Source organism: Planctomycetia bacterium, from assembly GCA_021413845.1.
GTDB lineage: Bacteria > Planctomycetota > Planctomycetia > Pirellulales > PNKZ01 > PNKZ01.
The window spans coordinates 41,589-53,672 of sequence record JAIOPP010000084.1 but is presented as its reverse complement, the minus strand read 5'-3'; the positions used below and the strand labels follow the sequence as shown (position 1 = coordinate 53,672).

Genomic DNA, 12,084 nt, shown 5'->3' with positions numbered 1-12,084 from the left:
ACGACGACAAGGCTCGCAATCAAGCGAACCTCGTTACCGATTAGAGCAGTTGCGCTGCCGCAGCTTGAGCCCAACCGTAGAGCGACTCCCACCACACGCCGAGCAAGACGACCGGAATCGTCACAAGTGCGACGTAAATACCTTCGGGAGAAATCATCGAGAAGCTCGCCGGCACCCGATCGGCCGGTTCGGGATCGATCGTCATCGTCTTCACGACGCGGATGTAATAGAACAAGCTGATCGCGGAGTTGATGCAGCCGATCAAGAGCAGAAGGTACATTTCGGCGTTCGTGAGCGCTCCGAAGGCCAGCAGCTTAGCCGGAAAGCCCGCCAGCGGCGGCAGCCCGACGAGGCTGATCAGGATCGCCGAGAAGCAGATCACGAGCCCCGGCGAACGCTTGATGAGCCCGGCGTAGTCGGCGATTTCTTCGCTGCGGATCGCGTTGCGCAAGAAGGCGACGATCGCGAACGCCCCGAGATTCATAAACACGTAAGTCGCCACGTAGAAGGCGAGGGCGCCGATCGCCTTCTCGGCACCGCTGGGGTCTTTCGCCGACATCGTGATCGCGGCGGCGATCGGCATCATCATGTAGCCGGCATGCGCGATCGTGGAGTAGGCGAGCAGTCGCTTGATATTGGTTTGGCCGTAAGCCGCGAGGTTGCCGAACGTACAGGTAATCGCCGCGAGCAATGCCACGAGCCCGGCGGCGAACTTGCGCGCCGCGGAAAGGTTGGCACTATGATTCACGGCGATTGGATCTTGAACGGTCAAACTCTTCGCCGGCGGAAGATGCGGATCGGCGGCCGATACGAGGCGGAACGGCTGCGTAGTCGACAGCGACTCTTCAAGCTGCGCGTGGCCCTGCTCGACGGCGGCGATGACAGGCGGGGCATGCGTAGCAGGTACGTGCGTAAGTCCGATCGCCACGCGAATCAACAATGCCAAGGCGGCGGCCTTCGAGGCGACGGAGAGAAATGCGTTGACCTCGGCACAAGCCCCTTCGAAAACGTCGGGAGCCCAAAAGTGGAACGGCACAGCCGACAGCTTGAACGCCAGTCCGACCGTGACCATCAGCGAGCCGAGAATCAAGACCGTGCGACGATCGGCGAAAGCCTCGGGCGACAACGCCGCAAGTTGCGCGGCCATCGTCGGCATGTGGACGGTGCCGAGCGCACCGGCCAACAGGCTGATTCCGTAGAGCATCACGCCGGCGGCTCCGGCACCATACACCGCGTATTTGATCGCCGCTTCGCCCGACTTGCGCCGGCCTTTGAGAATGCCCGCCAACGCATAAGACGGCACGCTCGCCATCTCGACGCCCAGGAACACGGTGAGCAAATGATTGGCCGAAGCCATCACGCACATGCCGAGCAAGCCACCGAGCACGAGCGTATAAAAGTCGGGACTGTCTTCGCGATCGGGAATGCCCGAGAGCTTCGTAAAGACGAGAAACAACACGGCGAAGACCAGCAAGATCGTGCGGAAGTAGACGGTGAGACCGTCGTAGATCAGCAAGCCGTCGAAGATCTGCTTGCCCGCTTGCCCGGCGACGTCGTGGGCCTTCATGTACCCGGCATCGAGATGAGCCCAAGGAGCCGCGAGCCACAACGCGATCAAGCAGCCCGGCAGCGCGATCCAGAAAGAGTTGACCTTACGGCCGAAGCCCGGCATCCGAACGAGCAGCATCAACACGATCGTTGCGCAGATCGCCAACTCTGGGCCGAACGACGGCAGCGAGACTTTCAGCAAGTCGTAGCGAAAGGCGTCTAACAGTGTGTAGAGATTTGCGTTCATCGGTCGTTTCGTAGGTCGGCTCGGTCGTGCGGAAAAGCCGGTGGAATAAGGTTACTTGGCGGAGAGCCGTTCGACAGGAGCAACGGGCGCGGCGACGCCGGCGGCTTTTACCGGCTCGACCGCGGCCTTCTCTTCGAGCTTCTGCTTGGCGATCGCCTCGGCTTTGAGCCGCGGCGTTTTAACTTTCTCCGTCCAATCGGCCAATTGCTGCACGTCTTGCGAGATGGTCGGCTCCATCGATCGCACGACGAAGTTCGGGTTCACGCCGAAGAAGATCGCAAACACGATCAAGGGGATTCCGATCGCCAGTTCGCGAGCATCGACATCATGCAGATGGTCGCCGTGCGGGCCCTTGTATTCCGGCCCGAGGTAAACGCGCTGCAAGGTCCAGAGAATGTACCCAGCCGTGAGGATCACGGTCGCGGCGGAAATGATCGCGAGCGTGTGGCTGTAGTTCCAAGCGCTGAGCGTGACCCACACTTCGCCCCAGAAACCGCACAGGCCCGGCAACCCGAGGCCGGCGAAGAACATGACATAGGCCATGCCGCTATAGACGGGCATCCGCGCGAAGAGCCCGCCGAATTCGTCGAGATTGCGGTGATGGACCCGATCGTAAACCACGCCGACCATAAAGAACATGCCGGCCGAGCTGATGCCGTGGGCGATCATTTGGAACATCGCGCCGTTCCAACCCTGAGCCATATAGTTGGGGTTGTAATTATTGCCGGCCGACATGCTCCACACGCCGAGCCCGAGCACGACGTAGCCCATATGGCTCACCGAGCTATACGCGACCAACCGCTTGAAGTCTTTCTGAGCAAGCGCGGCGAACGCACCGTAAACCATACTCACCACGCCGATCGTACAGACGAGCCAAGCGAGGTCGTAGCCGGCGTCGGGGCAAATCGGATAGCAGATGCGAATGATGCCGTAGCCACCCATCTTCAGCAGCACGCCGGCCAGGATCATCGAGATCGGCGTCGGAGCTTCGACGTGCGCGTCGGGCAACCAAGTGTGCAACGGAACCGTCGGCACTTTCACGGCAAAACCGATGAACAACAACACGAACGACCACCACTGGATCGACTTGCCGAACAACACTTCGCGATCGAATTGAGCCGTCGTTTGGCCGAGTTGCGTCAACGCCACGATGTTGAACGTGTGGACCGGATCGGGCTTGGCACGCAAAGCTTCGATTTGCTTCGCCGAGTCGGCCCCTTCCGCGACGACGTACGTCGCCGTGAGTTGCGGGTCGGTGAGCTTACGCACGTCGCTGTTGAAGTAGAGCATCAAGATGGCGATGAGCATCAGCACGCTGCCGAGCAACGTATAGAGGAAGAACTTGATCGCCGCGTATTCGCGCCGCGGCCCGCCCCACACGCCGATGAGGAAGTACATCGGCAGCAGCATGACTTCCCAGAACACGTAGAACAGGAAGAAGTCTAAGGCGAGGAAGACGCCGAGCATGCCGGTTTCGAGCAAGAGAAACAGGATGCAATACGCTTTGACATGCTTATTGATCGGCCAACTCGCGGCCATCGAGAGCATGCTGAGAAACGAGGTCAGCACGACGAGCGTGAAGCTGATACCGTCCATGCCCATCATGTAGTAGATGTTGAACGACGGGATCCAATCGAGGGAAAACGCGTTTTGCAGTTGCGCTTCACCGACCTTGTAATGGTTCGGTGAGCCGTTGAGAAACATATAAAGCGTCAGCAGGAACACGGCCGCCGTCACGGCGAGCGCGGCCAGCTTCGTCGCTTCCGGTTTGTCCTTCGGGAAGAACGCGAGCAGCAAAGCGCCGAGCGTGGGCAGAAAGACGACAAGGCTGAGGAGAGCGGCGTCCGAATTCATGTCAAACTCGTCTGTTCCGAGATAGTTCTGTGTTCTTTGAGTTACCGAGAGTCTTGTCCGGCGGCATCATTACTTTTGCGGCGTGATCGTTACGCAGCGAAGGCCCACTGCATGACGACCGTCAGCGCGACCGTGCCGATGACGATGAACATCACGTAGTGTCGCAGCTTACCCGTCTGCACGACCTTCAACGACCGGCCGGTCGAATAGGTCCAATTACCGACGACGTTCACCAAGCCGTCGACAAAGTGGCGATCGATTAGGTCGTCGACCTTCGCGATCGCTTTCGTTCCGGCGGCCAGCTTGTTGATGAATACGTCGATGATGTTTTTGTCGAATTTGGAAACCAAGCCGGCTACGAAATGAACCGGTTTGATGAATACGAACTCGTACAGCTCGTCGAACCACCACTTGTGAATCAGCAGGCCGTAGATCGGGCTGAACTGCTTGCGAACTTCGGCGGCATCAAGCTTGCGCAGGCCGTAGAAGAGGGTCGCCAGCAAGAAGCCGGAAAGTGCGGTCGAGAACGCCGTGAGGGTCGCCGTGATGTGGATGCCGGTCGCATGGCTCTCATGCTCGTGAGGATAAACCAAGTCCGGCATGAAGACGCCCGTGCCGAGCTCGCCGATCGGTCGGGCCTGCTCGAGCATGTTGTTCACCGAAAGATCGACGAACGGCACCAGCGTCGGCCAGCCGATCGCCACGGCGAAGACCGACAGAATCACCAGCGGCACGTACATGATCTTCGGCGACTCATGGGCATGATCGTAGACATGGCGATCGCGCGGGGTGCCGGAGAACGTCAGGTACCAAAGCCGGAACATATAGAACGCCGTCATCGCAGCCCCACCGGCTGCCGCGGCGAACAAGATGCCGCCGTGTCGAGGGTTGTGATTCCAGAACGACAAGGCTTGCGCGATGATCGAATCTTTCGAGTAGTAACCGCTAAAGCCGAGCACGAACGGCACGCCGGCTCCGATGATCGCCAAGCAGCCGACGAGCATCGTGTAGGCGGTCCAAGGCATCTTCTTGCGCAGGCCCCCCATGCGGAACATGTCGTTCGTGTGGCAGGCGTGAATCACCGAGCCGGAACACATGAAGAGGAGGCTCTTGAAGAACGCATGCGTGATGAGGTGGAACAACCCGGCCGCCCAACCACCGACCCCCAAGGCGAGCATCATGTAGCCGAGTTGGCTGACGGTCGAATAAGCCAACACCCGTTTGATGTCGGAAGCCGTGATGGCGATCGTGGCGGCGATGACGAGCGTGATTGCGCCGATATAAGCAATGACGAGCAACACCTCGGGCGTGAACATCGGATAGAACCGCCCGACCAAATAGACGCCCGCGGCAACCATCGTCGCCGAATGCACGAGGGCCGAGACGGGCGTCGGGCCTTCCATCGCGTCGGGCAACCAGACGTGCAGCGGAAATTGCGCGCTCTTGCCGACGCAGCCACAGAAGATTCCTAAGCCCGCGACGACGAGCAACCCGTAGCCGTACTTCTCGCTGCGCCACTTCTCGATCTGCTTCGCAGTCGGCTCGACACCCCGCGCGATTTCGTCGCTTGCTGCTTGCTTCACCATGCCGTCCGGTGTTTGCAGAGCGTAGCCGTGGGCTTCGCTGCGTACTTGCGAGAACAAACCTTGCTTGCCGTCGACATCGCCGAACGCGAACGTGCCCATGCTTCCCCAGAGAGCCATCAGGCCGATGATCATGCCGAAGTCGCCGACGCGATTGACGATGAACGCCTTATTCGCGGCGTTCGAGGCACTCTTGCGCTCGATGTAGAAACCAATGAGGAAATAAGAGCAAACGCCGACCAACTCCCAGAAGACGAACACCATCGCGATGTTGCCGGCGATGACGAGCCCGAGCATGCTGAAGCAGAACAGCGAGAGATACTGAAAGAACCGGTGAAACCGGCCCGGCCGAGTAAGATATTCCTTATCTTTCGGCAGGTGCGGGTGATCGACGTCGGCGTGGCCGTGCGACTTTTCATCGGAGTGCGCCGACGCAACCGACTTCGGTGCGTGAGCGTCTTCGTCGTGCGGAGCTTCGCCGCCGTGCGCATGGCCGTGGGCGTGCGAGCGACCTTTCGTCACGATCACTTCATGATCCGTGATGTCGTGCAGTTCGTCGTGCATGTAGCCGGCGGCGTAGAAATGGATGCACGAAGCGATCAACGTCACCATCGTGAACATGCAGACCGTAAGCGCGTCGACGTAGTAGCTGATCGTCATCGGCAAGGTGCCGAAATTCGCGAGCGTATACCATGTGCCGGTGAAGGCGGTCGGCTTATGGAGCGGGTGCGCCGAGCCGTGGTCGTCGTGCGCATGATCGCCGGCGTGGTCATGGGCCATCGTGAACGCGGCCAAGCTGAAAGGACCGGAGCCTTCGGCAGTTTGCGAGGCGCCTTCGAGCGAAGCGTGCGCCTCGGCATGATGGCCTAACGGCGAAGCGGTTCCTTCGTTGCCGATCCAAGAGACGAACGAGACGAACGACAACGCAAACGAACCGAGAATCGCCCCAGTGGCGACATACGACGCCAGGTAGCCGTGCTTTCCGAGCCGAGGACCGAAGAACAAGATCACCGTGAACGACGCCAACGGCAACAGCCAGGCGATGCACAGCAACTTCGGTATTAAGATATCCGGTTCCATACGAACTTCGCCTAACTGTACTATTTCAAACGCAACGGAATCGCACCAAGAAGCCGCCGACCTAACCGCTCAGTTCGTCGCCCCGATCGACATCGATCGTGGAGTGGTTGTTGTAGAAATTCAAAGTGATCGCGAGTGCCACGGCCGCTTCCGCCGCCGCGAGCACGATCACGAAGAGCGCGATGAAGTGGCCGTCGAGACCGAGCGAATGGGCCTGATCTTTTTGCAAGAACTTACTTCCCAAGGCGACGAAGTTGATGTTCGCGCCGTTCAGCACCAGCTCGATCCCCATCAGCACGCCGAGCGCATTGCGCTTGATCGACATGCAAACGACACCGGCCGCGAACATCATCGCGCCGACGACCATGTAGTGCGAAACGCCGATCGGATCCGTTAGCAGATTCATAAGCGACTCAACTTCTCAACCGACACACAACCCAACCGAAACGAACTCTTCCCCAAGACCACTAACCTCCAGCCCATAGGCGACCGGAATCATGCCGCCGCTCGCCGGCGCTTCGTGCGGGCCAAGTAGGCCGCACCCACAAGCACGACCAGCAAATGCATCGAGACGATTTCGAACGGCAACAGATAACTGCTCATGCCCGCTTTGAGTTGCGGGGCGCGATCGGCATCGAGCTTGTCGACCCGAACGCCAAGCAATCCCATTCCGATCGGCGTCGAAGTCGCCGGAGCGACGACGTGTTTCGTATCCCCGCCGCGCCACGATGCCACGCTGAAAGCCGCGGGCACGAGCATCGCGAGCAAGCAACCGCCGACGAGCGCCGCCAAGATCCAATCGCCGCTCGACGTCTTCATGCTCACGAACGGACCTTGCGCCGTAAGCATCACGCCGAACACGAGCAACACGAGCGTGCCGCCGACATAGATCATCAATTGCATCGCACCGACGAAATCGGCTCCGGCCAGAAAGAACAATCCGGCGGTCGAGCCGAGCGAGATAATCAGATAGAAGGCCATTCGCACGACGTTGCTCGACACGACGACCGCCAGGGCAAACGCCACGGCGACCAGCGCGAAGAGCAAAAAGAAAAACGAATGCCAGTTGATCGATTCCACCCTAGCTTCCTTTCACTACATGAGAATCTAGGGACGCAGTCTTGGCATGCGGGTCGGCGGCATGCGGCTTCTCGACGTGAACGGCAGGTGCGGCAGTCTTCGGCTCGCTGTAGTAGTTGCCATACGTGACCGGAAGGACCACGCCGCCCGGGAAGCTGTAGGTCCACAACGTCGCACCGAGGAACATCACGGCCGCGATCGGCACGCAATACTTCAAGCACATCTTCATAACCTGATCGATTCGCAAACGCGGCAACGTCCAACGAACCCAAATCATCACGATCACGAACAGCGACGACTTGAGGATGAAGTTGAGCATCCCGATGAAGTTGCCCGCGTAGTTCAAGAACGGAGCACTCTCGTGCGTGATGCCGAAGGTCGACTTCAGCACGTCGACGACCGGAATCGGGCCGTTCCAGCCGCCGCAGAACAGGATCGTCGCCAAGCCGCTCACGGCGAACATCGAGCCGTATTCGGCCATGAAGAAGTAGCTCCAGCGAAGGCCGGAGTATTCCGTATGGAAACCGGCGACCAACTCGCTTTCTGCTTCGGCCAAGTCGAACGGAGCGCGATTCACGCTGGCTAATGCGCAGGTGAAGTAAACCCAAAACGTGATGAACGTGAAAGGGTCGTGGAACATCAACCAGTTGGTGAACCACCCTTGCTGCATGTTGCCGATCTGCACGAGATCCATCGAGCCGGCGATCATCACCGGCACGACGACGCACATGCCGAGCGGCACTTCATAGCTCACGACCTGGGCCGCTTCACGCATCGCACCGAACAACGACCACTTCGACGCCGAAGAATAGCCGCCGAGGATCACGCCGAACACTTCCAAACCGATGACGGCGAGGATAAAGAACACGCCGGTATTGATCGGAATCGCGACCCAACCGTCGCTGAACGGCAAGGCCATCAAGGCGGCGAACGACGCGCAAAAGCTGATATACGGCGCGACGCGAAACAGCACGGTGTCGGCACCGTCCGGACACAAGTCTTCTTTCGTGATCAGCTTGACGCCGTCGGCCAAGCTCTGCAGCCAACCGAACTTGCCGCCGACGCGCGTCGGGCCGAGACGATCTTGAATCCGGCCCGAGACTTTCCGCTCGGCCCAAATGAAGACCAACGCCCCGACCGCTCCGACTTGAATCAACAGCGCGCAGTGGATGAGACCGGTGACTAAATATGCCACCCATGTCCAGAGATACTGCGAAAGATATTCAGCCACGAGAGGTTCCTAAACCGCGTTTCGGGAGCGCTTTCGAGCCGTCCGACGAAGGTGATAAGAGCAAGAAATATGGCACACGGCGCTGCTAGTACACAAGTACCCGAACTTGATTTTCCCAAACCGTAAAACTGCGTCGTCGACGCGATTATCGATCGATTTCCCCCATCACGATATCGAGCGAACCGACGATCGCCGGCACGTCGGCGATCAAGCAACCGCGACAAAGTTCATGCGTGACCGAAAGATTGCAAAAGCAACTGCTGCGAGCCCGAGCTCGCCACGGAATCGACGAACCGTCGCTGACGAGGTAGAAGCCCATTTGGCCGCGGGGCGCTTCCGTCTCCAAGTAAACTTCCCCCTTAGGAAGCTTCTCGTTCAGCTTGACCGGCAGGCCGTGCGTGCCCGACGCCTTGCTGTAGCGCGCGATCGCTTGGCGCACGAGGTCGATCGATTGCATGACTTCGAGCATCCGGACATAGAACCGATGCCAACAATCGCCGAGGACGGCCGATTCGGGGACGTCGGGATATTTCTGGTCGTTCGGATACTTGCCGTTCTTCGAGACGATGACCTCGAAAGCGTAGCCGTCGTACATTTCCGTGTAGCGGTCTTCACCGTCGCGACGCAGATCCCAATCGACGCCGCTGCCGCGCAGCACCGGCCCGCTGGTGCCGTAGGCGATCGCCATCTCGGGCGACATGATACCGATGTTCGCCGTCCGGCTGACGAAGATCGAGTTCGTCGTGAGCAGAGCGTGGTATTCGACGATGATCGGCAAGAGCTGATCGAGAAATGCATCGCACTCTTGCAGCCAGCCGCGCGGCAGGTCGTGCGTGGCGCCGCCGACCGTGAGGTAGCTGTAGGTCAACCGCGCGCCGCAGGCTTTCTCGAACAGATCGAGAATCTTCTCGCGCTCGCGAAACGCATACAAAAACGGGCTGAAAGAGCCGAGATCGAGACCATATGCCCCCATGCCGACGAGATGGCTCGCGATGCGCCCCATCTCGCTGATGATGACGCGCAGGTGCTTCGCCTTCTCCGGCAATTCGAGCTTGAGCAGCTTTTCGACCGTCAGCGCCCAGCCGAGATTCATGTTCATGCCGGCCAGATAGTCCATCCGGTCGGTATACGGAATCCACTGGCGGGGCGTGAGGTTCTCGCCGATCTTCTCCGCGCAACGATGCAGATAGCCGATATGCGGCGTCACTTCCGAAACGATTTCACCATCGGTGCGCAACACCAAACGCAACACGCCGTGCGTGCTCGGATGTTGCGGGCCCATGTTGACGAGCATCTCGTCGGTACGGACATCGAATTCAATGATCCGCGGATCGTCTATTTCAGTTGCCATGTTTCGTCAGTTGTTCGGTGTCAGTTGTCGGCTGCCCGTTGGCCTCAAACTTCCGTCTTATTTTCCGCGAATCCCGTGATACTCGAGCGGCATCTCATAGTCTTTTCTGAGCGGGTAACCTTCCCAGTCTTCCGGACAGAGGATGCGCCGCATGTTCGGGTGGCCGAGGAAGCGGACGCCGCTCAAGTCGTAGACTTCGCGCTCGTGCCAATCGGCGGTCGGCCAGATCGCCGAGACGGTCGGCACCTCGGGAAGCTCTCCTTCAACGTCGTTCTTCCAGCGGGGCAGGATTACCTTGAGCACCAAACTGGTCTTATGAGTCAGGCTCCAGAGGTGGTACACGACTTCGGTGTGCGGCTTCCAATCGACCTTAGCCGCCTTCTTGGCATCGGCCTCGAAGTAGTCGACCCCCGAGATGCAGCTCAGGTAGTTGAACGCCAAATCCTTTTCGTCGCGCAGATAAGTGCAGACGGCCTGCAGCGCCCCAGGCGCGACTTCGATCCAAGGATCGATCGCCGTCGGAGGACTCGACACCGTGATTTGATCGCCGAATTTCTTCTTCAGACGATCGGGTAATGGCTGGCCCATACGATTGTGATCTTTTTCACAAGTGACGTTAAAACGCTACCGCTCGACAACCGACCTCGCTTGAACTTCGCATCCATCCGACTCGACCAATCAGCCCGCCAACACCGAATCGGCCCCTTCGTCGACTCCGACCGCGCGCAGCTGCGCCGTTTGCGCATGATCGTCTTGAAGTGCGCGAACCCAATCCAAGTCGCCGCGACTCCAAACGTAAGCGAAGCCGACCATGAGCACGGCGAAGAAGACGAGAATATCCCCGATCGAGGTCTTCGCGAGCAACGCGGCGCTCCCGCGAACCACCTCTTCGTTCTTGGCGACACTCGCGGCCGAGTCCGGCACCGTAGGATTCGCTACACCGAGCTCGCGCTGAACTTGCGCGGCCTTCGGTGTCAAGTGAACCGGAACTTTCACGCTGGAGTCCGTTTCCGAAACATTGGAAACGACTGCGAACTTCGGATCGGTGAGATGCGTCGACTTGCCGAATGCCGCGGCCCAAGGAAAGAAGAATGCGACTTCCACATCGAAGATGATGAACAACAACGCGATCACATAGAAGCGGAGATCGAACTGCACGAAGCTCGACCCGATCGTCGGCTCGCCGCATTCATATACGGAAAGCTTCTCTTCGTTCGGATTCTTGGGTCGTAGAAATCGGCCGATCAGCAAGTTCGTGAACAGGAACATCGCCCCGATCGCGAAAAACAATGCCAAGTAAGCGGCGACGAGAGTCGGTGACATAACTTGCCGTTTCGGAAACGAGTCGGGATTGCCGGGAACGAACGGAACGTGAAGCGATCAGACATGCGCCGGTCGGGCGATGCCGGCACCGGACGAAAATAACAATCCGGGCATTGTAGAAGAGACCGGGCCGTTTGCAAGCCGGCGAGGTCGGAGAAACGCCGCTCGAAAACCGCGGACGCTCGCCGAATACGATCGATCGCGCAGGCTTGCCCGATCGAACTTACGAACGTGTAATCGTGCGGTTCGCGCCAGTCGAAACGGCCCATTCGACAACGGCCCAATGGGCGACTCGGCAAGACCGACTTAGTTATGATCGGCCGCAGCGAAGTCGGCCAACGAGCGGCGGCCGGAGAAGCCGGAATCGAGTTCGTGCCAGTAGGCGACTTCCGGCTCGTCCAACTTCCAGCACAAGTACACGACTCGGTCTTCATGGAGGGAAGGAAAATCGACGAGCCCGATCAGGCCATCTTTCAATTCCACGCCTAGCGCACGCAGCTCATCGGCATATTCGTAGAGCCTAGCTCTACTGCGCTCGAGTTCTTCCTCGACGTGGGCCAATTCCTCGGAGTACACGTCTTGCCGCTCGCTCGTTCGGCCTGAACGGAGCGAAATCAAGCGTTCGCGGCGATCGACCATCTCGTGCGATAGGGCTACCACGTCTTGCACGATCGCTCGCACCAACGGTAGCGCGGCGTTTGCGCCATCGATCGTAAACAGCTTTCGTTCCGCCGCGGGGCCAAGCGACTCGGATCGATTTGTCGACATGGCGGCAACTTTCGCGGCA

10 protein-coding genes are annotated in these 12,084 nt (G+C 59.2%); all 10 read right to left on the bottom strand.

The features are described 5' to 3' along the window. Positions 1-40: 40 nt before the first annotated feature. On the bottom strand, positions 41-1,795 hold the full coding sequence (locus K8U03_15120; protein MCE9606225.1) for an NADH-quinone oxidoreductase subunit N: 1,755 nt from the start codon (positions 1,793-1,795) through the stop codon (positions 41-43). A gap of 51 nt (positions 1,796-1,846) precedes the next feature. Next, entirely contained in the window at positions 1,847-3,649 is a 1,803-nt protein-coding gene (locus tag K8U03_15115; GenBank protein ID MCE9606224.1) for an NADH-quinone oxidoreductase subunit M, read from the bottom strand. An 89-nt stretch (positions 3,650-3,738) separates the two neighbouring features. Beyond that, positions 3,739-5,892, bottom strand: a complete 2,154-nt coding sequence (gene nuoL, locus K8U03_15110; protein MCE9606223.1) for an NADH-quinone oxidoreductase subunit L — start codon at positions 5,890-5,892, stop codon at positions 3,739-3,741. Positions 5,893-6,373: 481 nt separating this feature from the next. Beyond that, positions 6,374-6,718 carry an NADH-quinone oxidoreductase subunit NuoK gene (nuoK, locus tag K8U03_15105; GenBank protein MCE9606222.1) on the bottom strand — a complete coding sequence of 115 codons (345 nt, stop codon included), beginning with the start codon at positions 6,716-6,718 and terminating at the stop codon, positions 6,374-6,376. A gap of 89 nt (positions 6,719-6,807) precedes the next feature. Further along, positions 6,808-7,293 (bottom strand): NADH-quinone oxidoreductase subunit J, encoded by a 486-nt coding sequence (locus K8U03_15100; protein ID MCE9606221.1) that lies wholly within the window; start codon positions 7,291-7,293, stop codon positions 6,808-6,810. 100 nt (positions 7,294-7,393) lie between these two features. Continuing rightward, the gene (nuoH, locus tag K8U03_15095; protein ID MCE9606220.1) at positions 7,394-8,623 is read right to left on the bottom strand and encodes an NADH-quinone oxidoreductase subunit NuoH; all 1,230 of its coding nucleotides are present in this window, start codon (positions 8,621-8,623) and stop codon (positions 7,394-7,396) included. A gap of 145 nt (positions 8,624-8,768) precedes the next feature. Further along, complete coding sequence (locus K8U03_15090; protein ID MCE9606219.1) at positions 8,769-9,974, bottom strand: NADH-quinone oxidoreductase subunit D; 1,206 nt, start codon at positions 9,972-9,974, stop codon at positions 8,769-8,771. A gap of 57 nt (positions 9,975-10,031) precedes the next feature. Then, entirely contained in the window at positions 10,032-10,562 is a 531-nt protein-coding gene (locus tag K8U03_15085; GenBank protein MCE9606218.1) for an NADH-quinone oxidoreductase subunit C, read from the bottom strand. Positions 10,563-10,652: 90 nt separating this feature from the next. Continuing rightward, complete coding sequence (locus K8U03_15080; protein MCE9606217.1) at positions 10,653-11,297, bottom strand: NADH-quinone oxidoreductase subunit A; 645 nt, start codon at positions 11,295-11,297, stop codon at positions 10,653-10,655. 306 nt (positions 11,298-11,603) lie between these two features. Further along, the gene (locus K8U03_15075; protein MCE9606216.1) at positions 11,604-12,065 is read right to left on the bottom strand and encodes a DUF2203 domain-containing protein; all 462 of its coding nucleotides are present in this window, start codon (positions 12,063-12,065) and stop codon (positions 11,604-11,606) included. Positions 12,066-12,084: the final 19 nt, after the last annotated feature.

Coding starts and splice junctions, on each gene's coding strand:
- K8U03_15120 (MCE9606225.1), bottom strand. CDS start 1,795: ATGAACGCAAATCTCTACACACTGTTAGACGCCTTTCGCTACGACTTG.
- K8U03_15115 (MCE9606224.1), bottom strand. CDS start 3,649: ATGAATTCGGACGCCGCTCTCCTCAGCCTTGTCGTCTTTCTGCCCACG.
- nuoL (MCE9606223.1), bottom strand. CDS start 5,892: ATGACGATCAGCTACTACGTCGACGCGCTTACGGTCTGCATGTTCACG.
- nuoK (MCE9606222.1), bottom strand. CDS start 6,718: ATGAATCTGCTAACGGATCCGATCGGCGTTTCGCACTACATGGTCGTC.
- K8U03_15100 (MCE9606221.1), bottom strand. CDS start 7,293: ATGGCCTTCTATCTGATTATCTCGCTCGGCTCGACCGCCGGATTGTTC.
- K8U03_15090 (MCE9606219.1), bottom strand. CDS start 9,974: ATGGCAACTGAAATAGACGATCCGCGGATCATTGAATTCGATGTCCGT.
- K8U03_15085 (MCE9606218.1), bottom strand. CDS start 10,562: ATGGGCCAGCCATTACCCGATCGTCTGAAGAAGAAATTCGGCGATCAA.
- K8U03_15080 (MCE9606217.1), bottom strand. CDS start 11,297: ATGTCACCGACTCTCGTCGCCGCTTACTTGGCATTGTTTTTCGCGATC.
- K8U03_15075 (MCE9606216.1), bottom strand. CDS start 12,065: ATGTCGACAAATCGATCCGAGTCGCTTGGCCCCGCGGCGGAACGAAAG.